Genomic DNA, 22,172 nt, shown 5'->3' with positions numbered 1-22,172 from the left:
GCATCGTCTCTATCTCGAAACCGCTGCGGGTAGGCGATTCAGCGGGGCGGCGCAACGGCGCGGAGCGCGGCGACGAGCTCGTCCGTCCGCTCGCTGCAGAGCAGGGGGACGAGCCGCGACACGGTCTCCGGGGCCAAGTCCCACCACGCCGTCTCGAGGAGGGCGGCAACCGTCTCGGGGTCGAAGCGGGTGCGCACCACCCGGGCCGGGTTGCCGGCGACCACCGCGTAGGGCGGCACGTCGCGGCTCACCACCGCGCGGGCGGCCACCACCGCCCCGTGGCCGACCGTGACGCCGGACAGGATCATGCAGCCCGAGCCGAGCCAGACGTCGTGCCCGATCGTCACGCCGCCGCGGGAGGCGTGGTAATCCGCCGGCGCCTCCGCGTCGGGGAAATGCACGCGCATCGCCGCGAAGGGGTAGGTCGCCACCCAGTCGAGCCGGTGCCCGCCCCCGAGCAGGATCTCGACCCGGTCCGCGATGGAACAGTAGCGCCCGATCGTCAGGTGCTGCCCGGACTCCGGAAAGCGGACCTTCGGCCGCCCGTAGGAATAGGCGCCGATGGAGAAACCGTAGCGGGAAACCAGTTTCGCGAGGTGGATCCGTGTCTCGTTGTTCGGGTTGCGCCCACTGCGCAGCCGGTGCAACAGGGCCTTCAAGGGGCGTGGCCTGCCGCCGCGCCGCAACGGTTCCAGGGAGCGGGAGAGAGGGTCATGGCCGAGAACATGTCCGAGGACCTGAAGTCCGGGGCGCTCGTCTACCACCGCCTGCCCAAGCCCGGGAAGCTGGAGATCCAGGCGACGAAGCCGCTCGGCAACCAGCGCGACCTCGCGCTCGCCTACTCGCCGGGCGTGGCCGCCGCCTGCATGGCGATCCACGAGGACCCGCAGGAGGCCGCGACCCTCACCATCCGCCAGAACCTCGTCGCCGTGCTCTCGAACGGCACCGCCGTGCTCGGCCTCGGCGATATCGGCCCGCTCGCCTCGAAGCCGGTGATGGAGGGCAAGGCCGTCCTCTTCAAGAAGTTCGCCGGCATCGACGTGTTCGACATAGAGGTCGACCAGAAGGACGTCGACAAGCTCGTCGACGTGGTCTGCGCCCTGGAGCCGACCTTCGGCGGCATCAACCTGGAGGACATCAAAGCCCCCGAGTGCTTCGAGGTCGAGGAGCGCTGCCGGGAGCGGATGAACATCCCGGTCTTCCACGACGACCAGCACGGCACCGCGATCATCGTGGCGGCCGCCGTCCTCAACGGCCTGGAGCTCGCGGGCAAGAAGCTGGAGGACGCCCGGATCGTCACCTCCGGCGCGGGCGCGGCGGCGCTCGCCTGCCTCAACATCCTGGTCTCCCTCGGCGCCCGGGTCGAGAACATCACGGTCACCGACATCAAGGGCGTGGTCTTCAAGGGCCGCACCGAGCTGATGGACCGCTGGAAGGACGTCTACGCGAAGGAGACCGAGGCGCGGACGCTCGCCGAGGTGATCCCGGGCGCCGACATCTTCATCGGCCTCTCGGCCGGCGGCGTGCTGAAGCCCGAATATCTCGAGACGATGGCCGAGAAGCCGCTCATCATGGCGCTCGCCAACCCCTATCCGGAGATCATGCCGGACCTCGCCGAGAAGGCGCGGCCGGACGCGATGATCTGCACCGGGCGCTCGGACTTCCCGAACCAGGTCAACAACGTCCTCTGCTTCCCCTACATCTTCCGCGGCGCGCTGGATGTCGGCGCGAGCAAGATCAACGAGGAGATGAAGAAGGCCGCCGTGAAGGCGATCGCGGCGCTCGCCCGCGAGACGCCCTCGGACGTGGTCGCCCGCGCCTATGGCGGCGAGGCCCGGCCCTTCGGCCCCCGCTCGCTGATCCCGAGCCCGTTCGACCCGCGCCTGATCCTGCGCATCGCCCCCGCCGTCGCCAAGGCGGCGATGGATTCGGGCGTCGCCGGGCGCCCGGTGGCCGACATCGAGGCCTACGCCGAATCGCTCGACCGCTTCGTGCACCGCTCCGGCTTCATCATGAAGCCGCTCTTCTCCAAGGCGAAGGAGGCGCCGAAGCGCGTCATCTACGCCGAGGGCGAGGACGAGCGCGTGCTGCGCGCCGTGCAGGCCATCGTCGAGGACGGCGTCGCCAAGCCGATCCTGGTGGGCCGCCCGCGCGTGGTCGAGACCCGGCTCAAGCGCTTCGGCCTGTCGATCCAGGAGGGCCGCGACTTCGAGCTGATCGATCCCGAGGACGATCCGCGCTACCGCAAATACGTCCAGACCTATCTCGACGTGGCCGGCCGGCGCGGCATCACGCCGGAGGCGGCGCGCACGCTGGTCCGCACCAACACCACGGTGATCGGCGCCATCGCCGTGCGCCGGGGCGAGGCGGACGCGCTGATCTGCGGCCTGGAGGGCCGGTTCGAGACGCGCCTGCGCATCATCCGCGACGTGATCGGCCTCAAGCCCGGCCTGACGCAATGCGCCGCGATGAGCCTCATCGTGACGAAGAAGGGCGCCTACTTCCTCGCCGACACCCATGTGCGGCAGGACCCCTCCGCCGAGGAGATCGCCGAGGTGGCGGTCGCCTGCGCCAACCACGTCACCCGATTCGGCCTGACCCCGAAGATCGCGCTCCTCAGCCATTCCGATTTCGGCCAGTCCGATTCGACCTCGGCCGTGAAGATGCGCACCGCGCTCGGGCTCCTGCACGAGCGCGCCCCGGACCTGCAGGTCGACGGCGAGATGCAGGCCGATTCGGCCCTCTCCGAGCTGACCCGCGACCGGGTCCTGCCGGGCTCGCGGCTGAAGGGCTCGGCCAACATCCTCGTCTTCCCGAACCTCGACGCGGCCAACATCGCCTTCCAGTTCGCCAAGGTTCTGGCCGACGCGCTGCCGGTGGGCCCGCTGCTGATCGGGCCGGCCAAGCCCGCCCACATCCTCACCCCCTCGGTGACCGCCCGCGGCATCGTGAACGTCACCACAGCGGCGGTGGTGGAGGCGCAGGGGAGCGCCGAGGGCGTCAGCGCGGATTCGGCCGAGGCCGGCCTCGGGCTGATCTCGGAGTGACACCCCGCTCTCCCCGCCTGCGGGGAGAGGGCTTCATGCCCCCTTGCCGGGGCATGAAGCGAGGCGGCAGCCGGGGGTGAGGGGGCGATTCAGGCGGAATCTCTTCCGGAGCCGCCCCCTCACCGCCGCTCCGGCTTACGCCTCCGCTTCCTGCCTGCACGACACGGTGCAGGCAGGCCTCTCCCCGCCCGGCGGGGAGAGGGGGACGCGCTGGAGTTCGGCGACGGCGCGCCTCACAGATCCTTCGGCTGGCTCCCCCGCGCAGCGCAGCGCCAGCGGGCGACATGCCATTCGGGATGGCTCTCCTGCCAGGTCGCGAGCGCGCTCTGCGAGTTGCGCAGGCAGATGAACGGGCTCGTCGCCTCGTAGGACAGCTCGATCCTGTCCTCCTTGCAGGTGGTCGGCTGCGCGACGAGGCAGATCGAGAGCAGGATGAGCATCGGCGTTCCCCGGTTCTCGGGCCGGCCGTCCGGCGGCCGTTCGCTGCCATATGATGCAGGAGCGGGGACCGCCCAGGGGCGTCACGGTTCAGCGGCCGGCTTCATCCCATCCAGCGGCCTCATCCTGAGGTGGCCGCGCGGGCGGCCCTCGAAGGAGGCCCCAGGGATCGCGAGGCGGCTGGAGGCCTCCTTCGAGGCCTCCGCTGCGCTCCGGCGCCTCAGGATGAGGTCGAGGGTGGGACGATGCGCGTCTCCGCCCCGCTCAGCCCGCCACCCAGAGCTCGCCCTTGCCGATCGTGGCAAGGTCGCCCGCGTAGCGCCGGGGCGCGCCCGAGGCGAGGTCGGCGTGGCGCGGGCTCACCGCCCGCAGGCTGCGGGCGAGCAGGCGCAGATAGACGAGGTCGAGGGCGCCGGTCTCCACGAAGGTCGGCATCAGGGCGCCGTGGCCGCCGGTGAGCAGGGTGCCGCGGCGCATGCCGTAGCCGGGATGGTCGCCGACGCTGCCGGCCGCGATGGTGCCCGCGATCATACGCGCGCCCGCGAAGGCGCCCGCCCGCTCCACCACGATCAGGCCGCGGCGCATGGAATCGCCGAGATGGTCGCCGGCGCTGCCGCGGATCACCAGGGTCGCCCCGTCGAGCCCGGCCTTGGCGGCGTAGACCGCCCCGCCGGCATGGTCGCCCGCATCGCCCTCGACCGTGATGGTGCCGCCGGTGGCGCCCGAGCCCGCGAAGGGCCCGGCATTCCCGGTGACGGTAAGGCTGCCGCCCGCCATGCCGGCGCCGAGGCGCTGGCCGACATCGCCCTCGACGCGGATCGACCCTTGCGAGAGCGCGGCGCCGACCCGGTCGAGCCGCTCGTGCCCGCCCGCGATCACCAGCGTGTCCGAGCCGTCGAGCTTCACCGTGAAGCAATCGCCGAGGGTGAGGCCGCGCCGGCTGGTGCCGACGGGCAGCCGCTCGGCCTCGGCCTCGGAGAGGCCCGACAGGGAGAGCGGGTTGACGTGGAGGAGATCGAGGCGCTCGGGGGGCGCCTCGCGCAAGGTCAGGACGCTCACGCGCTCGCCTCCTTCGCGATCAGGTCGCGCAAGTGGTAATGGTGGCGGCCGAGATTGCCGCCGTAATTGCCGGCCGTGACCGCGAGCAGCCCGTGCTTGGCGCCGATCTCGGTGGCCGCGTGGAGCGCCGCGCGCATCGAGTCCGAGACGCCCTGCGAGGTGAGGGCGTCGATCACGATCTCCAGCACCACGTTGCAGTCGGGCGGCAGCATCGAGCCGGCCCGCCCCTTCAGCGTCGGGCAATAGGCGTCGTTGGTCGAGGCCATCATGCCCTTGGTGCGGCCGCCGACCTTCGAGCCCGAGCGCACGATGCCGCCGGGGAAGGGGAGGATCGCGCCGGGGACGGCCTTGGCCGCCTCCACCGCGATCTCGGCCACCTGCAGGGTGTCGGCGTGCTTGCGGCCGAGGAAGAGCAGGTTGCCGCCGCCGACCGCGCCGTCCACCGCCTGGACGAAGTCCTCGCAGAGGAACTCGCCGTCCATCACCGGGATGCGCCAGTAGCGGCGCGCCTTGCCCGTCGCGTCGGGCAGGCGCTTGGCGACCGCGAAGCCGTCGCCGAAATAGCGGATCGCGCCGCCGAGCTTGATCTTGGTCGGCCCCTCGACGCCCGCGTAGCAGGCGGTGCCGGGGCAGGTGAGGATGCACTGGCCGACGCGCTTGATCAGCTGGTCCTTCAGCCCGTTCGGCTCGAAGCCGAACAGCAGGATGCGCACGCCCGGGCGACCGTCCGGCGTCTCCTCGGGCGAGAGCTCGGCGTCGATCCCGGCCTCGGCGCCGCAGCCGATCACCGAGGTGGCGAAGCCCGTCATCACGGTGGCGGCGATCATCGCCCAGCGCGCGGTGTCGTTGGTGACGATCAGCGCGGTGCCGGCCACGTCGAAGGCCTCGGCGAAGGTATCCTCGACCGGGATGCCGTTGAGGGTGAGGGGGGTGGTCTCAGTCATGGGCCTCGGGCCGTCGGCGGCGCTCTCCTCCCCCTTGCGGGGAGGAGGTGGAGGTGGGGGTGGCGCAGGATGGATCGCGGCGGTGCCTCCTGCACCACCCCCACCCCTGGCCCCTCCCCGCAAGGGGGAGGGGAAGGCTCGGCGCCCTGGCCATCAGGCCCGGCATGCCACGTCCTCGAAGACCGGGCCCTTGGCCGCGAAGGCGGCGTCGGGCACCGCGAAGCTGTCGAGGCCCTGGCCGTAGCGGTCCTGCAGGTAGGTCTCGGTGCGCCGCTCCATCGCCTTGTCGGATTCGACGGTGAGCGAGAGCGACTTGCCCTGGCGCCAGGTCACGACCTCGCCGTCCCGGACGATGACGTCGCCGTCCTTGAGCACGTATTTCGCCGCCGTGAACATCGCCGTGCGGTCGGGATCGTCGCGGTAGACCGCGATGTCGGCCCGTCCCCCGGCGCGCAGGTGGCCGCGGTCGGTCAGCCCCAGGAGCTTGGCCGGGCCGGAGCGGGTGAGCTGGGCGATCTCGGAGAGGGTGTATTCGCGCTCCAGCGCGGCGAGTTCCGAGCGCTCCGTCACCACGCCCGGCAGCGCGGCGATCTCGCGGTCGCGCTCCTCCTTGCTCATCAGCAGGTGGATGATGCGCGGGTACTGCGTGAAGGGGCCGCCATTCGGGTGGTCGGTGGTGAGGATGGTGCGCTCGGGGTCCCCTGAGAGCAGCATGATCTCCAGGCCGATCGCCCATTGCAGGGAGCTGACCGGGCCCTTCGGCCGGTAGAGGAAGGGCACCACGCCGCCGCCTTCGGCATCGCCCGCGTTCAGCACCCACTTCTTGGGCTTGGCGCCCTTGCGGCCGCCGAACTGGCGCAGGATGTCGAGCGACACCGTGACGGTCTGGCCGAACACCACCTGCCCGATATCGAGGGTCGCGTTGGGGTTCGCCATCACCGCGTCGGTGATGCGCCTTGCCGCCGAGCGGAAGCCGCCGGTCATCGGGTTCTCGGGATCCACCACCCCGTAGGCGTAGAACTGGGCGTGGGCGAAGTGGATGCGCCGGCCTTCCGCCGCATCGAGCGTCGCGACGAAGGAATCGTCGGCGCCGGGGAGCCCGAGATTGTTGCAATGGACGTGGAGCGGGTGCGGCACGCGGATCTCCTCGACCGCGTCGAGGAGCGCGCCCATGATCTTGCGCGTCGAGAGCCCGTAGCAGGGGATCTCGTCGTCGAGGCTGAGCCGCAGCGCGCCGTCCTTGAAGGCCGAGGCGCCGCCCGCGTTGATGCACTTGACGCCGAGCCCCCGCGAGGTCGCGACGTTGAGCGCCACGAGGTCGCGCACCGCCGCCTTGCCCTCGCCGTCCCGCAGGATCTGCAGGAGCTGGTCGTCGTTGCCCATCACGGTGAGCGCGCCGCGGTCGAGCAGGGGGATGTCGGCGAGTTCGAGCTGGGTCGCCAGCGCCTGGACCGGCGGCATCGCCGGCTCGACGGCGGTGGTGTAGCCCATCCGCGCATAGGTCGCGCCGATCCAGCCGGCCGCTCCGCCGGCATGGGCGAAGGGATGGCCCTCGGGCGCCGCCTCGCTCACGTAGAGCTCGGGCAGCAGCAGGCGCGAGGTGATGACGTTGCCGCCCGCGATGTGCGAGTGCACCTCGACGCCGCCCGCCATCACCACGCAGCCGGTCGCGTCGAGGGTCTGGTCGGGCTTGCGGTCGCTCGGGGGGACGATGCGGCCGTCCTCGACCCAGACGTCGCCGACCGCGTCGCGGTTCGCGGTGGGATCGACGACCCGGCCGCCCTGGATCCGGATCAGCATCAGGAAGCCTTCCTCGCGGCGTTGCGGTCGGTGACGGCCGCGGCGATGCGGTCGATGATGTCGGCGGCCGAGGGCCGCTCGGCGGGCGCGGCGGGCGCCCGGTAGCTCAGGGCGGCGCGCCCGGCATTCCAGAGCACGCCGCCGACCTCCTGGCCGGGCTCGCCCACCTGGATCACCACCTCGGCGGCGCCGGGATCGGCATCGCCGGAGACGAGGGCGACGCTCGGCAGGCCGGAGAGCCAGGCAGGCGCGGGCGCCGGCAGGCTCGCGAGCCAGAGCGCGGCGTCGGCCTCGCCCGAGGCGGCGAGGCGCCCGGAATCGAAGCGCCAGGGATCGTGCTCGGGCACGCGCCGGCCGAAGCCGGTGCGGATGGCCTGGCCCGTGGTCCAGGCCGCCACCTGGAGGGCGGCGCGGTCCTGGTCCGCCCCCGACAGGGGCAGGGTGAAGCAGCGCGTGGCCTCGTTCAGGTCCATCACGAGGCCCTGCAGCATCTCGATGCCGGGCGCGCCGACCTCGCCCGGCTCGTAGAGCACGGCGCCGTAGAGCGCCCCGGCGAGGGCGCGGGCGATCGTCAGCAGGGCGGGATCGGTGTCGAGATGCCCGCGGGCATGGGCGCGCAGATGCGCGATGGCGACCGGCAGGCTCGCGCCGCCCGCGAGATGGTGCACGGCGCGGGCCGCGCCCGCCGCCCGGCCGCGGCTCGGCTGCGTGGCGCGCACGGTTTCGAGGAGGGGCGTCTGGAGCGGGCGGTCGCCGACGACGAGGACCGCGTCGGCCCGGCCGATCACCTCGGCCGGCGTCGAGGTCATGGCGCCGACCCGGGCGAGGGCGCCGAGCTCGGCATAGGTGGCGTCCCCGCCGAGACTGTCGACCGAGGCGCCGATCCGTCCGGCGAGACGATAGGCGGCGCGGAGCGCCGCCACCTCGGCGTTGAGGCCGGCGAAGACCGGCGTGCGCGCGGCCGACAGAATCGCTGCGGCCGCCGTCACGGCGCCGTCCGCGTCGGTCGCGCCACCCTTGACCCAGGCTGCCATCCACCCTCGCGTGTATTTTTGGTTTTCGCGGCGCGCATCGAACCGGATGCGCGGGGGCGGTCGCCTAAGACCGATGCCGGCGGGACTGGTCGAGTCCGCCGTGCCGGAATGGCCTGCCCGCCCGCGCCATGCGCCTGAGCGGACGGCATCCGGGCCGCCTTGACCGGCAGGTTTGCATCGGCCGGCGCCGGCAGGCAAGGCCCCCGCGCGTCGAAATCCCCGTCGCGGCCCGGTCGCGACCCGCGGTTGCCCCGGCGCGGGCGGCATGTGAGAAGCCCGGACCCGTCGGCCGGAACCGGCGCGCGCGCCGCGCCTTGGCGTATCGGCGCCGGCCGGGCCGCTATCGATGCGCGGGCCACCGTCGTCCGGGCGGGACGATCCGACGCCGTTTCCAATGTGCGAGGAGGGACCGGGTGCCTGAGCTGCCGAGCCGGAGCGATGACGCCGCGGGGCCGGCCGCGCGCGTGGCGGTCGAGGCGCCGGCCCGGCTGCATTTCGGCTTCCTCGACCTGCATGGCGGCCTCGGCCGCCGCTTCGGCAGCATCGGGCTCGCCATCGACGCGCCGACGCTCCACCTCACCGCCGAGCCCGCCGCTGACGCCGAGGCCGAGGGCCCGGAGGCGAGGCGCGTGCTCGGCTATATCCGCGCGGCGGCCGGCCATCTCGGCGTGGCGCCGGCGATGCGGGTGCGGGTGGCGCAGGCGATTCCCCCCCATGCCGGCTTCGGCTCGGGCACGCAGCTCGCCCTCGCAGTGGCCGCGGCGCTCGCCCGGCTCAACGGCCGCCCGTTCTCGCCGGAGGATTTCTCGAACGCCCTCGACCGCGGCAACCGCTCGGGCGTGGGCTTGCGCGCCTTCACCGAGGGCGGCCTGATCGTCGATGGCGGGCGCGACGCCACGGGCGCGCCGCCGCCGGTGATCGCGCGCATCCCCTATCCGGAGGCGTGGCGGATCGTGCTGATCCTCGACGACGGCCTCGTCGGCGTGCACGGCGCCCGCGAGGTCGAGGCCTTCCGCGACCTGCCGCGCTTTCCGGAGGGGCAGGCCGCCGAGATCTGCCGCATCGTGCTGATGCAGGTGATGCCCGCCGCCGTCATCGCCGAGCGGGAGGCCTTCGGGGCCGGCATCACGGCGATCCAGCGCCTCGTCGGCGACCATTTCGCGCCCCACCAGGGCGGGCGCTACGCCAGCCCGGCGGTGGCCGAGGCGCTCGCCCGGGTGGCGGCGCTCGGCATCGCCGGCTACGGCCAGAGCTCCTGGGGGCCGACCGGCTTCGCCCTGCTGCCGGGCGAGGCCGAGGCGCGGACCCTGGTCGCCGACCTCGAGGCCCGCTCCCGCGGGGAGGGGCGCCTGCGCTTCATCGTGGCGAGCGGGCGCAATGCGGGGGCCACGATCGCGACGGATTGATCCCGCGGGCCCGCAAGGAGGGGTTGCATCGGCGGGCGCTAGGCTTGCACCGAAGCTCGGCTTAAGGATTCGCGCGATATGTAAGGGGCCCTCACGCGACTCCGGACAGCCGGAGCCCGGGCGACGGCGAGGCCGGCGTTCCGCGGGAGGCACCTGAAGGGCAGCCAACGCCCGAGGACCACGAGGAGACGACCATGGCCCGTTCGATCCTGCACATGCTCACGCCGCTCAAGCACATGAGCCCCTTCGACGTGAACATGGCGGTCGATGCCGGGTTCGAGACCATCGTCACCTATACCGACGTGACGCTGCCCGACGTGGTCTCGCTGACCCAGGACTCGATCTTCTCCCGCGCCCCCGAGGACGGGGTGCGCACCGGCATCTTCATCGGCGGCAAGAACGCCGAGGACGCCCTCGACATGGTGGACCGGGCCAAGAAGGCCTTCGTGCCCCCCTTCGCCAACCACATCTTCGCCGACCCGGCCGGCTCCTTCACCACCGGCGCCGCGATGGTGGCGCAGGTCTCCCGGGCGCTGCGCGAGAAGCACGGCACCGATCTCAAGGGCAAGCGCATCGTGATCTTCGGCGGCGCCGGCGTCGTCGCCTACGTGGCGGCGGTGATCGGCGCGCTGGAGGGGGCGCATTCCGTGCTCGTCGGTCATGACGGCGAGGAGCGCGTCTCGAAGATCGCCTTCACCATGAAGTGGCGCTTCGGCATCGAGGTCGGCGCGGTGGACGGCACCACGCCCGAGGACCGGCGCCGGGCGATCGCCGATGCCGACGTGATCCTCTCGGCCGGCCCCGCCGGCATCCCGATCCTCTCGGCCGAGGACCTCGAATCCGCGCCGGGTCTGCTGGTGGCCTCCGACGTCAACGCCGTGCCGCCGGCCGGCATCGCCGGCATCGACGTGAACGCGGTGGACGTGCCCCTGCCCACCGGCAAGGGCGTCGGCATCGGCGCGCTCGCGGTCGGCAATGTGAAGTACCAGACCCAGTGCCGCCTGTTCCGCCGCATGCTCCAGGCCGACCAGCCCCTCTGCCTCGACTTCCGCGACGCCTACGAGCTCGCCGTCGAGGTGACGGGCTGAGACGCTTCCCGGCGCTCTCCTCCCCCTTGCGGGGAGGAGCCGGAGGTGGGGGTGGCGCAGGATCGAGCGGGGCGGCGCCTCCTGGGCCACCCCCACCCCTGGCCCCTCCCCGCAAGGGGGAGGGGAAGCCGCGCACATCATCCCTGAATTCGGCCCTTGAAGGCGACGTCTGAATGGGCAAGCCCGCATGGGAGCATAGCCCGTCGAGGCTCTCCCCCGGGCCTCGGGCGCCGTCCTCCGCACTTTGGTGGGGGCGGAAGAGAAAGCCGTGACCGAAGCGATCCTCATCGCCGCCCAGTCCGGCCGGGCGCTGGCCGAGGCCGCGCGCCGGGCTGGCCTCCGCCCGTTCGTGGCCGACCTGTTCGGCGACGCCGACACCCTGGAGATCGCCGAGGCCCATCGCCCGCTTCCGGGCGCGTTCGGCTCGGGACGGATCGGGGGCGGGGCCGTCCTCGCCGCCCTGGACGACCTCGCCGCGCAGGCCGGGACGCGCCCGCTCGGCGTGGTGCTCGGCAGCGGCTTCGAGGGGGCGCCGGATCTGATGGCGGCCATCGCCGCCCGCTTTCCCCTCCTCGGCGCCGCGCCGGACACGGTAGCCCAGTTGAAGGACCCGCTGCGGCTCGCCGCCCTCTGCGCCGAGCTCGCCATCCCGCATCCTGCTGTGCGCCTCGATCCGGTGGCGGATCCGGAGAGCTGGCTGTGCAAGCGGGTCGGCGGCTCGGGCGGCAGCCATATCCGCCGGGCCGGCCGGGGCAGCGCGCCGCCGGGCGCCTATTTCCAGGCCCGGGTGCCGGGCCGGCCGCACGCCCTGAACCTCCTCTCGGACGGCCGGGAGATCCGCGTCCTGGCGCTCACCGAGCAATGGTGCGCGCCCTCCCGCCTGCGCCCCTTCCGCTACGGCGGCGCGCTGGCGCGGGGGAGGGACGAACCCGATCCCGTGCCGCCCGCCATCCGCGCGGAGATCGCGGCGGCCATGGCCCGGCTCGTCGCGCGGACGGGGCTCAAAGGTCTCGCCAGCGCCGATTGCCTCATCGCCGAGGACAGATGGTGGCTCACCGAGATCAACCCGCGCCCCGGCGCCACGCTCGACGTACTCGACCGGCGCGCGAGCCCGCTGCTCGGCGCCCATATCGCCGCGAGTCTCGGAAAAATGCCGGCGCCCGACCCCGATCCTGTTGATGCGGCAGCCGCGGAGATCTGTTACGCGGGCCGTGACTTCGCGCCCGTGCCGGCCTTCGCCTGGCCCGCGCACGTGCGCGACCGTCCCCGCCCCGGCACCGCGGTGCGGCGGGACGCGCCGCTCTGCACCGTGCTCGCCACGGGGCCGGAGACCGGCGCCACCAAGGACAGGCTGCGGACGCGGATCGCCGCGTTGCGCGCCGCAATCGCGCAGGAGGACGCCCCAGGATGAGCACCCCACACTACCCGAGCATCAACGCCCTCGCCGCGCCCCTCGTGGAGCGCCTCGTCGCCGATGCCGGGTGGCTGCGCCTCGACGTGCGCCAGGAGGCCGGCGGCGCCCGCATGGTCGATGCCGGCGCCAATGTCCGCGGCTCGATCGAGGCGGGGCGCCGCATCGCGGAGATCTGCCTGGGCGGCCTCGGCACCGTGAGCATCAGCCCGACCGGGCCGATCGCGGCCTGGCCGAACTCGGTGGTGGTGCACGCGGCCGATCCCGTCCTCGCCTGCCTCGGCAGCCAGTATGCCGGCTGGAGCCTCGCCGACGAGACCGGCGATTCCGGCTTTTTCGCCTTGGGGTCGGGCCCCGGCCGCGCCGTCGCCGTGGTCGAGGACCTCTACAAGGAGCTCGGCTACAAGGATTCCGCGCAGGCCACCGCCCTGGTGCTGGAGGCCGCGAGCGGCCCGCCCGCCAACGTCGTCGCCAAGGTCGCCGAGGCCACCGGCGTCGCGCCCGAGGGGCTGACCTTCATCTTCGCGCCGACGCAGTCGCTCGCGGGCGCGACCCAGGTGGTCGCCCGCGTGCTGGAGGTGGCGCTGCACAAGGCGCATACGGTGGGCTTCGACCTGCACGCCATCGTCGACGGCATCGGCTCGGCGCCGCTCTCGCCGCCGCACCCGGACTTCATCAAGGCGATGGGCCGCACCAACGACGCCATCATCTATGGCGGCCGGGTGCAGCTCTTCGTGGACGCCGACGATGCCGACGCGAAGCAGCTCGCCGAGCAGCTCCCCTCGACCACGTCGAGCGATCACGGCGCGCCCTTCGCCGACATCTTCGCCAAGGTGAACGGCGACTTCTACAAGATCGACGGCGCCCTGTTCTCGCCGGCCGAGGCGATCGTCACCTCGGTGCGCACCGGCGCGACCTTCCGCGGCGGCCGGCTCGAGCCGAGCCTCGTCGAGGCGTCGTTCGCCTGAACCCCGACCTGCCCCCACGGATCCCGGGCTTGCCCGAGATCCGCTTGCCCGTGGCCAAGTCGGGCAGGCCCGGCTCGGATGGGGGGAGGGAGCCTCGCGGATGCGAGGCGAGATAGGGGAGCGACGGGGCAGGATGGCGCTCGGCATCGACGTGACGCCTCTTCTCTGAAGCCGCGCTCCCCTCTCCCGCCCCCCCTCGGGGGCCACCCTCCCCTGCAGAGGGGAGGGAGATGTTGCGGATTTTGGAACCACCCATGCGCATCGGGCTCGCGGCCGACAACGGCACCTGGCACAAGAGCCGCCTCCTGGCGGGATTGCGGGCGCTCGGCGTCGAGCCGGTGCTGTTCTCGCTCGCCGACGTCGCCGTGGTGACGGGCGGCGGCGAGCCCCTGCGGGTGCCGGGCTTTGCCGATTCCCTGCCGGACGGCGTCCTGCTCCGCACCATCGCGGGCGGCACCTTCGAGGCCACCACCATGCGGCTCGGCGTGCTGCACGCCCTCGTCGCCTCGGGCGTCACCGTCTGGAACCACCCGGTCGCGATCGAGCGCTCGGTGGACAAGGCGGCGACCTCGCTGCTCATCGCCCGGGCCGGCCTGCCCACCCCGCAGACCTGGGTCTTCTCCAAGCGCGAGGCCGCGGCCGAATGCGTCGCCCGCGAGGCCGGCCCCGGCCGGCCGCTGGTGCTGAAGCCCCTGTTCGGCTCGCAAGGGGAAGGGCTGATGCTGATCGAGCGCGGCGAGGACCTGCCCGACGAGGCCGCCGTCTCCCGCGTCTACTACCTGCAGCGCTACGTGCCGCGCGCCGACGGGCTCTGGCGCGACTACCGCGTCTTCGTCTGCGAGGGCCGGGCCATCGCGGGCATGATCCGCGAGGGCGACGGCTGGATCACCAACGTGCACCGGGGCGGCCGGCCGCTCGCCTGGGCGATGCCGCCGCGCGCCGCCGAGCTCGCCGAGGCCGCCGCCGCCGCGGTCGGGGTCGATTATACGGGCGTCGACCTCGTCGAGGACGGGGAGGGCGGCTTCCTCGTGCTGGAGGTGAACTCGATGCCGGCCTGGTCCGGCCTGCAGAAGGTCTGCGAGACCGACATCGCCGGCGCGGTCTGCCGCGGCTTCCTCGCCGCCATGCGCGGCGCCCACCGGCCGCGTCTGGTCGTGGCCTGATGCCGGGGCTCGCGCCCGCCCTGATCGCGACGCTCTACCGGGCGGCCTGCCTCGCCGAGCTCGACGCGCTGAAGCCCGGCAACGTCCACGCCTACGCCTCCGGCCACCGCATGGAGGTGGCCGACTTCCTGACCAGCGCCGAGGTCTCGGCTCCCGCGCTCGCGCGGGGCGGGGCCCGGGTCGGCGCCCGCGTGCTCGGCGGGGTCGAGGCCACGTACGCGGCGGTGGGCCAGAACACCAATCTCGGCATCCTGCTGCTCTGCGCGCCGCTCGCCCGCGCGGCCGAGCGCGGGGAGGGGGTCGCGGCGACCCTCGCCGCCCTCGACGCGGCCGATGCGCGGGACGTGTTCGCCGCGATCCGCCGGGCCAATCCCGGCGGGCTCGGCCGGGCGGGACGCCACGACGTGGCGGGCGCGTCGCCGCCGTCGCTGCGCGACGCCATGGCGGAGGCGGCCTCCCGCGACGCGATCGCGCGCGCCTACGTCACCGGCTTCGCCGAGATCGACCGGATCGGCCGCCCGGCGCTGGCCGCCGCCCGCGCGGCGGGGCGCGAGGCGACCTGGTGCACGACCACCGTCCACCTCGCCTACCTGTCGGACCTCCCCGACAGCCACGTCCTGCGCAAGCACGGGCCCGACATCGCCGAGGCGGTCCGCCGGGAGGCGCAGGCGCTGCGCGACCGGATCGAGCCGGGCCCCGCGGCGGTCGAGCCGCTCCTCGCCTTCGACCGGAGCCTGAAGGCGCGCGGCATCAATCCCGGCACCAGCGCCGACCTCACCGTCGCGACCCTGTTCGCCGACGCCCTCGACGCCGCGAAAGGGGCTTGACGGGGGCGCACGCGCACCCCTCGCCCGGCCTCGTGAAAAGTTCCGTGCCAATCGGCGTCGAGCGCCGCAATAATTTATCGATTTCAGCGCCTTGCGCAGGGTTGTGAGGGACAGGGCCCCGCTGTAGGGTCCGCGCCGCTATCCGGGCTAACCAGTGCGGACCGACACGGATCCGCGCGTCGCAAACAAGGATGGCTTCCCGGCTGCGGTTCGCCCCAGGCCGCAGCCCCTATAGGTTGGAATCCAGGGAGAGACCCCGAATGGCAAAGATCACCAAGGTTCAGGTCGGCGAGGCTCTCGTCGGCGACGGCAACGAGGTCGCCCACATCGACCTCATCATCGGACCGCGCGGCTCGCCGGCCGAGTCGGCCTTCTGCAACGGCCTCGTGAACAACAAGCACGGCTTCACCAGCCTGCTCGCGGTCATCGCGCCGAACCTGCCGTGCAAGCCGAACACCCTGATGTTCAACAAGGTCACCATCAACGACGCCCGTCAGGCCGTCCAGATGTTCGGCCCCGCCCAGCACGGCGTCGCCAAGGCCGTGCAGGATGCCGTCGCCGAGGGCATCATCCCGGCCGACGAGGCCGACGACCTGTACATCCTGGTCGGCGTGTTCATCCACTGGGAAGCGGCCGACGACGCCAAGATCCAGAAGTACAACTACGAGGCCACCAAGCTCTCGATCCAGCGCGCCGTGAACGGCGAGCCGAAGGCCGCCACGGTCACCGAGCAGCGCAACTCGGCCCAGCACCCCTTCGCGGCGAACGCTTAGATCGGGGACAGTCCTGGGCAGAGCGAGCCTCCGCCCGCACCGCGGGGCCTGCTCCAGCGACTGGCATCCATCTTCCTCGGCCGCTAGGGCGAGGCTCCGGACGGGACGGCGAAAGCCGTCCCGTTTCCTGTTTCGGGCGTGGCCGATGGCAGGGCGAGGCGGCATCTGGACCGCCACTATTTATTGTCGATACGAAAATTCTTGACGCGATCGGGCCTTCCGGCACATCCTGAATGGCGATCACCTTCGATCCGGCGAAGCGGGAGAAGACGCTAGCCGAGCGCGGCCTCGACTTCCTCGATGCGGAGATCGTTTTCGACAATCCGAGCTACAGTGTCGAGGATCGTCGCCATGAATACGGCGAGCTTCGCATCATGACGATCGGACGAATCGCCGGCCGGATGGTTGTCGTGATCTGGACACTCCGCGGGAACGACCGCCACGTGATCTCCATGAGGAAGGCGAATGAGCGCGAACAGATCCGCTACGCCCCCTATCTCCGCTGATCTCATTGGCGCGACAGATCTGGCGCGCGTCGATGCGCATGTCATCCAGCCGGAGGAATACGAGGAGATCCCCGAACTGACCGATGAGATGCTGGCAGGCGGCGAACCGGGAAACGGGGAGGGCCTCGCGCGCCGCCGCGGCCGCCCACGTTCCGACCAGCGCAAGGTGCTGACCGCGCTTCGGCTCGATCCGGACGTGATCGCGGCCTTCAAGGCGACGGGGCCAGGCTGGCAGACCCGGATCAACGACATCCTGAAGCGCGAGAGCGAACGCCTTCGCGCAGGCTGAGACCTTCTCGCGCCCGTCGCGCGGCGGCGCTATGCTCCCTGCGGCATCGAGAGGGATCAGCCGTGGCCGAGAGCGACAACACCTTCAAGAAGGCGCCGAAGCGCAAGCCCATGAAGGGCAAGTCGGTGGCGGTGTCGCCGGAGATGCGGCAGGCCTATGCCGACCTGATCAAGGAGCGCGAGGCGAAGCAGGAGACTTACGCCCGCCACCTGCCGCAGGACGAGACGCGGCGGCGCTAGAGCATTTTCCGCGGAAGTGGTTGCCGGTTCCGCGAAAGAAAATGCGGCACAATCAATGAGATAGACCATTTTCCGTGATCCAGGGATCATGGAAAATGGTCTAGAATGCGCGTCGGAAAGGGCTGGACGTCACGATAAGGAGCGGCAGTGCGACGTGCCGCAACGCACCTCGGGCAGGGCGGCCGCATCCCATCTCGGGTCCATCGACGGCGCCCGGAGGCGCCGGAACCCCGAAGGATCGCAGCATGCCGCGCTCATCGCTCCGCGCCGCCGCGCTCGCCGCAGCCCTGACCCTGCCGGCCGGCGCCGCGCTCGCCCAGACCTATATCTCGCCCGGCGGCCTGCCGGCCACGTCCACGCTCGGCTACAGCGCCGCGCCGGCGCTCGCCTACGGGACGGTCCAGCCGGCGCAAGGTCAGCAGGCGGAGCCCGCTCTCTCCGGCTCGACCCGCCCGCATCACGGCCGGCCCGTCGCGCGCTGAGCTGCCGGGGCATCACGGCCGGCGCCGTCCTGGCGCCGGCCGGCTGAGGGTCTCAGCGCTTGAGCGGACCCGCTTCGATCACGTCCTCGACCGTGCGCAGACCCGCGCGCGGCGAGTTGACGAGGCAGGCCATGTTGCCCGGCGGGTGCTGGTTCTTCCACATCTTGGTGTGCGCCTGGGGGATCTTGTCCCAGGGGAAGACCTCGCTCATGCAGGGGTCGATGCGCCGGTCGAGCACGAACTGGTTCGCGGCCGAGGCCTGCTTCAGATGGGCGAAGTGCGAGCCCTGGATGCGCTTCTGCCGCATCCAGACGTAGCGGGCGTCGAAGGTGATGTTGAAGCCCGTGGTGCCGGCGCAGAACACCACCATGCCGCCGCGCTTCACCACCAGGGCCGAGACCGGGAAGGTCGCCTCGCCCGGATGCTCGAAGACGATGTCGACGTCGTTGCCCTTGCCGGTGATGTCCCAGATCGCCTTGCCGAACTTGCGCGCTTCCTTGGTCCAGGCGTGGAACTCAGGCGAGTTCACCTTCGGCAGCTGGCCCCAGCAATCGAAGTCCTTGCGGTTGATGACGCCCTTGGCGCCGAGGCTCATCACGTAGTCGCGCTTCGACTCGTCCGAGATCACCGCGATGGCGTTGGCGCCCGACGCCGCGCAGAGCTGCACGCCGAACACGCCGAGACCGCCGGAGGCGCCCCAGATCAGCACGTTCTGGCCGGGCCGCACCGTGTGGGGGGCGTGGCCGAACAGCATGCGGTAGGCGGTGGCGAGCGTCAGCGTGTAGCAGGCCGCCTCCTCCCAGGTGAGGTGCTTGGGCCGGTGCATGAGCTGGCGCGACTGCACCCGGCAGAACTGCGCGAAGGAGCCGTCGCCCGTCTCGTAGCCCCAGATGCGCTGGGTCGGCGAGAACATCGGGTCGCCGCCGTTGCACTCCTCGTCGTCGCCGTCGTCCTGGTTGCAGTGGACGATGACCTCGTCGCCGACCTTCCAGCGCTTCACCTTGGCGCCGACCTTCCAGACGATGCCGGAGGCGTCCGAGCCCGCGATGTGGTACTCGCCCTTGTGCACGTCGAAGGGCGAGATCGGCTCGCCGAGGCCCGCCCAGACGCCGTTGTAGTTGACGCCCGCGGCCATGACGTAGACCAGCACCTCGTCGTCGCCGATCTCCCAGACCGGCAGCACTTCGAGCTGGTGGGACTGCTCCGGCGGTCCGTGGCGCTCGCGCCGGATCGCCCAGGCATACATCTTGGCCGGCACGTGCCCGAGCGGCGGGATCTCGCCCATCTCGTAGAGGTCCTTGACCTCCGTGCCCGTCTGCACTGCCGCGCTGGCTGCCATGGTCGCTCTCCTCGCAGGGTCGTCCGGCGCGGTTCTCATGCAAGCCGCGCTCTCGATGCCCTGGCCTATAGCTGCGATGCGAAACGCCTCCAAGTGGGCCTTAAGGCGAAGACGGCAGGATAAAACACGATTCGCAGCCTTCTCCGCAGCGCAGCCCCTGCGGATTCAAATCGACTTTGGCGACAGGTGAAGAATTATTCGCATGGAGCGGCTATTCGGCCGCAGCTTTCGTGGTTCCGATACCCGTGCCCAGGCCATTCCGCGCCGCAAAGTCTGGTAGACATTATGCCAGACTAGGCTCGTCCACCCGGCACCGCCCGAGGGGAGGGGCCGGTCCGGCGCATCTTGGACCAATGTTGAAGAAAACGCGCGGGCCCAGCTAAGGAAAGTCGATTCCGTCTTCGGCCTTTCGGCTCTAGGTTAGGGCCCAAAGGCGTGCCGGCCCGCCGGCGGACCCGACAGGTCCGGACGGGGCGGCCGGTGCGCGGCTGTGATGGGAGCGGACAAGAATGAGCGGGCAGCCAGCCATCGCCGAGAGCAAGCAGGCGGACGCCAACCAGACGGATATCAGGCGCGACAAGCCGTGGATCATCCGCACCTATGCGGGCCACTCGACGGCGGCGGAATCGAACAAGCTCTACAAGGGCAACCTCGCCAAGGGCCAGACCGGCCTCTCGGTGGCCTTCGACCTGCCGACCCAGACCGGCTACGACCCGGACCACGAGCTCTCGCGCGGCGAGGTCGGCAAGGTCGGCGTCTCGATCGCGCATCTCGGCGACATGCGGACGCTGTTCGACCAGATCCCGCTCGCCCAGATGAACACCTCGATGACGATCAACGCCACGGCGCCGTGGCTCTTGTCGCTCTACCTCGCGGTGGCCGAGGAGCAGGGCGCGCCGATCGCGGCCCTGCAGGGCACCACGCAGAACGACATCATCAAGGAATACCTGTCGCGCGGGACCTACGTGTTCCCGCCCGCGCCCTCGCTCCGGCTCACCAAGGACGTGATCCTGTTCACGACCAAGAACGTGCCGAAGTGGAACCCGATGAACGTCTGCTCCTACCACCTGCAGGAGGCGGGGGCGACGCCGGTCCAGGAGCTGTCCTACGCGCTCGCCATCGCCATCGCGGTGCTCGACACGGTGCGCGCCGACCCGGATTTCGACGAGGCCAGCTTCTCCGACGTGTTCAGCCGGATCTCGTTCTTCGTGAATGCCGGCATGCGCTTCGTCACCGAGATCTGCAAGATGCGGGCATTCGCCGAGCTCTGGGACGAGATCGCCCAGGAGCGCTACGGCATCACCGACGCCAAGAAGCGGATCTTCCGCTACGGCGTGCAGGTGAACTCTCTCGGACTGACGGAGCAGCAGCCCGAGAACAACGTCCACCGCATCCTGATCGAGATGCTGGCCGTCACCCTCTCGAAGCGCGCCCGCGCGCGGGCCGTGCAGCTCCCGGCCTGGAACGAGGCGCTCGGCCTGCCGCGCCCCTGGGACCAGCAATGGTCCATGCGCATGCAGCAGATCCTCGCCTTCGAGACGGACCTGCTCGAATACGACGACATCTTCGACGGCTCGAAGGTGATCGACGCCAAGGTCGAGGCGCTGAAGGAGCAGACCCGGGCCGAGCTGGCACGCATCGCCGAGATCGGCGGCGCGGTCACCGCCGTCGAGGCGGGCGAGCTGAAGCGCGCGCTGGTGGAATCGAACGCCCGCCGCATCGCGGCGATCGAGAAGGGCGACCAGATCGTCGTCGGCGTCAACAAGTGGCAGCAGGGCGAGCCCTCGCCGCTCACCGCCGGGGAGGGGGCGATCTTCACCGTCTCCGAGACCGTGGAGATGGAGGCCGAGGCCCGCATCCGGGCCTGGCGCGCCGGACGCGACGAGCGGGCGGTGGGCAAGGCCCTCGAGGACCTGGAGCAGGCGGCACGCTCCGGCGCCAACATCATGCCGCCCTCCATCGCCGCGGCGAAGGCGGGCGTCACCACCGGCGAGTGGGGCCAGCGGCTCCGCGCGGTCTTCGGCGAGTACCGCGCGCCCACCGGCGTGACCCTGGAGACCGTCTCTTCAGGTGCAGCCGAGGAGGCCAAGCTGCTGATCGCCGATCTCGGCGAGCGCCTCGGCGAGACGCCGAAGCTCGTGGTCGGCAAGCCCGGCCTCGACGGCCACTCCAATGGCGCCGAGCAGATCGCGCTGCGCGCCCGGGACGTCGGCTTCGACGTGACCTATGACGGCATCCGCCAGACGCCCGCCGAGATCGTCGCCAAGGCCAAGGAGACCGGCGCCCACGTGGTCGGCCTGTCGATCCTGTCGGGGAGCCACGTGCCGCTGGTGCGGGAGGTGCGCGCCAAGATGCGCGAGGCGGGGCTCGACCACGTCCCCGTCGTCGTCGGCGGCATCATCTCCCCGGACGACGAGCTGGTCCTCAAGAACATGGGCGTGCGCGCCGTCTACACCCCGAAGGACTACGCCATCGACCAGATCATGGTCGGGCTCGCCAAGGTGGTGGAGAAGTCGCTCGACGGCCGGGCCAAGGGCCATGCCGAGCCGCAGCCGGCCGGGCAGGTGTACTGAGGTGGGAGGGCCCTCCCCGTCGCCGGGGAGGGCCGCCGCATCCCTCAATTCGTTCGGCGCGAGACCGAGACGGCGTAGGCGGGCGAGCGGATCGCGAACATCGGATCATCGGCCGGCCCGGCGACGCCCTCCGGCAGCTCCGCGACCGGGTCGAAGGTGCGGGCGTCGCAGGTGGCGTCCGGCTCGATCCCCGTGATGGCGAGGGTGCCGAGCGTCTCGGTCTTGCGGCTCTCCTCGGGCCAGGTCGCGGTCGGGTCCGCGGTCGGATCGCCGGGCTCGGCCAGGATTGCCACGAGGTCGAAGCGGGCCGGCCCCTTGGCGAGGCGCTCCTTCAGCTCGTCGGCGTAGAAGGACTCGGGCTTGGCCTTCAGCTCGTCGTCCGAGAGGCCGGCCTTGTCGGCAGAGACGAATTTGAGCTTGGCTACCGTCGCGTCGCCCTTGGCGTTCGTCAACGTGTAGGCGTGCACCGCCCAGTAATCGACGCCCGCATAGCTCGCCGGCACCGGCCGCGCATTGAGCCAGGCCGCCTGCCGCGTGGTCTCCGGATACTGCGTCGTGAAGGCCTTGATCCTGTCCGCGTCCGGCTTGCCATCCGGGCCCGGGGCGCGCACCCGGAGGGCTTCGAGAAGCTGGGCGGGCGTGCGCGTGCCGAAGACCGGCGCCGAGATCACCACGAAGACCATGTCGGGTCGTGTCCCTTGGCGTGGTGTAGCTCGTTGAGAGCCATCGCGATCACCGGCTTGGGCCGGGAGGATCAGGCTGCCAGGGTGGGCAGGCTGACGAGGG

21 protein-coding genes are annotated in these 22,172 nt (G+C 71.6%); 13 read left to right on the top strand and 8 right to left on the bottom strand.

Going from position 1 to position 22,172, the window contains the following annotated elements; genetic code table 11:
- Positions 1-38: 38 nt before the first annotated feature.
- On the bottom strand, positions 39-647 hold the full coding sequence (locus tag MTDSW087_RS22860; protein ID WP_144767207.1) for a CatB-related O-acetyltransferase: 609 nt from the start codon (positions 645-647) through the stop codon (positions 39-41).
- Between the two features lie 66 nt (positions 648-713).
- Between MTDSW087_RS22860 and MTDSW087_RS22855 the strand changes: the two genes are divergently transcribed.
- Positions 714-3,047, top strand: coding sequence for an NADP-dependent malic enzyme (locus MTDSW087_RS22855; RefSeq protein ID WP_144767175.1), 2,334 nt, complete (start codon positions 714-716; stop codon positions 3,045-3,047).
- Between the two features lie 233 nt (positions 3,048-3,280).
- On the opposite strand, the gene MTDSW087_RS22845 is transcribed toward MTDSW087_RS22855, so the two are convergent.
- The 5 genes from MTDSW087_RS22845 to MTDSW087_RS22820 all read right to left on the bottom strand — a co-directional run bounded on the left by MTDSW087_RS22845 (position 3,281) and on the right by MTDSW087_RS22820 (position 8,322).
- Positions 3,281-3,487, bottom strand: a complete 207-nt coding sequence (locus tag MTDSW087_RS22845) for a hypothetical protein (RefSeq protein ID WP_144767173.1) — start codon at positions 3,485-3,487, stop codon at positions 3,281-3,283.
- Between the two features lie 262 nt (positions 3,488-3,749).
- Positions 3,750-4,544, bottom strand: a complete 795-nt coding sequence (locus MTDSW087_RS22840) for a formylmethanofuran dehydrogenase subunit C (protein ID WP_144767172.1) — start codon at positions 4,542-4,544, stop codon at positions 3,750-3,752.
- Positions 4,541-5,488 carry a formylmethanofuran--tetrahydromethanopterin N-formyltransferase gene (fhcD, locus tag MTDSW087_RS22835; RefSeq protein WP_144767171.1) on the bottom strand — a complete coding sequence of 316 codons (948 nt, stop codon included), beginning with the start codon at positions 5,486-5,488 and terminating at the stop codon, positions 4,541-4,543. The genes MTDSW087_RS22840 and fhcD overlap by 4 nt, the downstream gene beginning before the upstream one ends.
- Before the next feature lie 153 nt (positions 5,489-5,641).
- Entirely contained in the window at positions 5,642-7,288 is a 1,647-nt protein-coding gene (locus tag MTDSW087_RS22825) for a formylmethanofuran dehydrogenase subunit A (RefSeq protein ID WP_144767170.1), read from the bottom strand.
- The gene (locus tag MTDSW087_RS22820; RefSeq protein WP_144767169.1) at positions 7,288-8,322 is read right to left on the bottom strand and encodes a molybdopterin-binding domain-containing protein; all 1,035 of its coding nucleotides are present in this window, start codon (positions 8,320-8,322) and stop codon (positions 7,288-7,290) included. Before MTDSW087_RS22820 ends, MTDSW087_RS22825 begins: the two co-directional genes overlap by 1 nt.
- Positions 8,323-8,735: 413 nt before the next feature.
- Here MTDSW087_RS22820 and MTDSW087_RS22815 point away from each other — a divergent pair, with 413 nt between their 5' ends.
- From MTDSW087_RS22815 to MTDSW087_RS22770, 11 genes are all read left to right on the top strand, one after another.
- Complete coding sequence (locus MTDSW087_RS22815; RefSeq protein ID WP_238179134.1) at positions 8,736-9,728, top strand: beta-ribofuranosylaminobenzene 5'-phosphate synthase family protein; 993 nt, start codon at positions 8,736-8,738, stop codon at positions 9,726-9,728.
- A gap of 194 nt (positions 9,729-9,922) precedes the next feature.
- The gene (locus tag MTDSW087_RS22810; protein ID WP_144767167.1) at positions 9,923-10,816 is read left to right on the top strand and encodes an NADP-dependent methylenetetrahydromethanopterin/methylenetetrahydrofolate dehydrogenase; all 894 of its coding nucleotides are present in this window, start codon (positions 9,923-9,925) and stop codon (positions 10,814-10,816) included.
- Between the two features lie 268 nt (positions 10,817-11,084).
- Positions 11,085-12,227, top strand: coding sequence for an ATP-grasp domain-containing protein (locus tag MTDSW087_RS22805; protein ID WP_186383967.1), 1,143 nt, complete (start codon positions 11,085-11,087; stop codon positions 12,225-12,227).
- Positions 12,224-13,195, top strand: a complete 972-nt coding sequence (gene mch / locus MTDSW087_RS22800) for a methenyltetrahydromethanopterin cyclohydrolase (protein ID WP_144767166.1) — start codon at positions 12,224-12,226, stop codon at positions 13,193-13,195. Before MTDSW087_RS22805 ends, mch begins: the two co-directional genes overlap by 4 nt.
- A 254-nt stretch (positions 13,196-13,449) precedes the next feature.
- Entirely contained in the window at positions 13,450-14,358 is a 909-nt protein-coding gene (locus MTDSW087_RS22795) for an ATP-grasp domain-containing protein (protein ID WP_144767165.1), read from the top strand.
- On the top strand, positions 14,358-15,185 hold the full coding sequence (locus MTDSW087_RS22790; RefSeq protein ID WP_144767164.1) for a triphosphoribosyl-dephospho-CoA synthase: 828 nt from the start codon (positions 14,358-14,360) through the stop codon (positions 15,183-15,185). The genes MTDSW087_RS22795 and MTDSW087_RS22790 overlap by 1 nt, the downstream gene beginning before the upstream one ends.
- Before the next feature lie 260 nt (positions 15,186-15,445).
- Positions 15,446-15,958: a 5,6,7,8-tetrahydromethanopterin hydro-lyase gene (gene fae, locus MTDSW087_RS22785; protein WP_142583593.1), complete on the top strand. Its 513-nt coding sequence runs from the start codon at positions 15,446-15,448 to the stop codon at positions 15,956-15,958.
- Positions 15,959-16,191: 233 nt separating this feature from the next.
- Positions 16,192-16,464 (top strand): BrnT family toxin, encoded by a 273-nt coding sequence (locus tag MTDSW087_RS22780; RefSeq protein ID WP_144767163.1) that lies wholly within the window; start codon positions 16,192-16,194, stop codon positions 16,462-16,464.
- A complete protein-coding gene (locus MTDSW087_RS22775) occupies positions 16,424-16,753 on the top strand; it encodes a BrnA antitoxin family protein (protein WP_144767162.1) in 330 nt (109 codons plus the stop codon). The genes MTDSW087_RS22780 and MTDSW087_RS22775 overlap by 41 nt, the downstream gene beginning before the upstream one ends.
- Before the next feature lie 62 nt (positions 16,754-16,815).
- The gene (locus MTDSW087_RS30375) at positions 16,816-16,992 is read left to right on the top strand and encodes a hypothetical protein (RefSeq protein WP_185156867.1); all 177 of its coding nucleotides are present in this window, start codon (positions 16,816-16,818) and stop codon (positions 16,990-16,992) included.
- Positions 16,993-17,237: 245 nt separating this feature from the next.
- Entirely contained in the window at positions 17,238-17,474 is a 237-nt protein-coding gene (locus MTDSW087_RS22770; protein ID WP_144767161.1) for a hypothetical protein, read from the top strand.
- A 52-nt stretch (positions 17,475-17,526) separates the two neighbouring features.
- Here MTDSW087_RS22770 and ccrA read toward each other — a convergent pair whose 3' ends face one another.
- Complete coding sequence (gene ccrA / locus MTDSW087_RS22765) at positions 17,527-18,813, bottom strand: crotonyl-CoA carboxylase/reductase (protein WP_144767160.1); 1,287 nt, start codon at positions 18,811-18,813, stop codon at positions 17,527-17,529.
- A 509-nt stretch (positions 18,814-19,322) separates the two neighbouring features.
- Here ccrA and MTDSW087_RS22760 point away from each other — a divergent pair.
- Complete coding sequence (locus MTDSW087_RS22760) at positions 19,323-21,386, top strand: protein meaA (protein WP_144767159.1); 2,064 nt, start codon at positions 19,323-19,325, stop codon at positions 21,384-21,386.
- Between the two features lie 44 nt (positions 21,387-21,430).
- On the opposite strand, the gene MTDSW087_RS22755 is transcribed toward MTDSW087_RS22760, so the two are convergent.
- Positions 21,431-22,069: a catalase gene (locus MTDSW087_RS22755; protein WP_244948400.1), complete on the bottom strand. Its 639-nt coding sequence runs from the start codon at positions 22,067-22,069 to the stop codon at positions 21,431-21,433.
- Positions 22,070-22,172 lie beyond the last annotated feature (103 nt).

The sequence above is a fragment of the Methylobacterium dankookense genome (assembly GCF_902141855.1).
GTDB classification, from domain to species: domain Bacteria; phylum Pseudomonadota; class Alphaproteobacteria; order Rhizobiales; family Beijerinckiaceae; genus Methylobacterium; species Methylobacterium dankookense.
Note: the sequence above shows the minus strand (reverse complement) of the source record. Positions and strands in the feature narration are given on the sequence as shown.

Coding starts and splice junctions, on each gene's coding strand:
- MTDSW087_RS22810 (WP_144767167.1), top strand. CDS start 9,923: ATGGCCCGTTCGATCCTGCACATGCTCACGCCGCTCAAGCACATGAGC.
- MTDSW087_RS22775 (WP_144767162.1), top strand. CDS start 16,424: ATGAGCGCGAACAGATCCGCTACGCCCCCTATCTCCGCTGATCTCATT.
- ccrA (WP_144767160.1), bottom strand. CDS start 18,813: ATGGCAGCCAGCGCGGCAGTGCAGACGGGCACGGAGGTCAAGGACCTC.
- fhcD (WP_144767171.1), bottom strand. CDS start 5,488: ATGACTGAGACCACCCCCCTCACCCTCAACGGCATCCCGGTCGAGGAT.
- MTDSW087_RS22795 (WP_144767165.1), top strand. CDS start 13,450: ATGCGCATCGGGCTCGCGGCCGACAACGGCACCTGGCACAAGAGCCGC.
- MTDSW087_RS22820 (WP_144767169.1), bottom strand. CDS start 8,322: ATGGCAGCCTGGGTCAAGGGTGGCGCGACCGACGCGGACGGCGCCGTG.
- MTDSW087_RS22790 (WP_144767164.1), top strand. CDS start 14,358: ATGCCGGGGCTCGCGCCCGCCCTGATCGCGACGCTCTACCGGGCGGCC.
- fae (WP_142583593.1), top strand. CDS start 15,446: ATGGCAAAGATCACCAAGGTTCAGGTCGGCGAGGCTCTCGTCGGCGAC.
- MTDSW087_RS22845 (WP_144767173.1), bottom strand. CDS start 3,487: ATGCTCATCCTGCTCTCGATCTGCCTCGTCGCGCAGCCGACCACCTGC.
- MTDSW087_RS22760 (WP_144767159.1), top strand. CDS start 19,323: ATGAGCGGGCAGCCAGCCATCGCCGAGAGCAAGCAGGCGGACGCCAAC.
- MTDSW087_RS22780 (WP_144767163.1), top strand. CDS start 16,192: ATGGCGATCACCTTCGATCCGGCGAAGCGGGAGAAGACGCTAGCCGAG.
- MTDSW087_RS22825 (WP_144767170.1), bottom strand. CDS start 7,288: ATGCTGATCCGGATCCAGGGCGGCCGGGTCGTCGATCCCACCGCGAAC.
- MTDSW087_RS22770 (WP_144767161.1), top strand. CDS start 17,238: ATGCCGCGCTCATCGCTCCGCGCCGCCGCGCTCGCCGCAGCCCTGACC.
- mch (WP_144767166.1), top strand. CDS start 12,224: ATGAGCACCCCACACTACCCGAGCATCAACGCCCTCGCCGCGCCCCTC.
- MTDSW087_RS22855 (WP_144767175.1), top strand. CDS start 714: ATGGCCGAGAACATGTCCGAGGACCTGAAGTCCGGGGCGCTCGTCTAC.
- MTDSW087_RS22755 (WP_244948400.1), bottom strand. CDS start 22,069: ATGGTCTTCGTGGTGATCTCGGCGCCGGTCTTCGGCACGCGCACGCCC.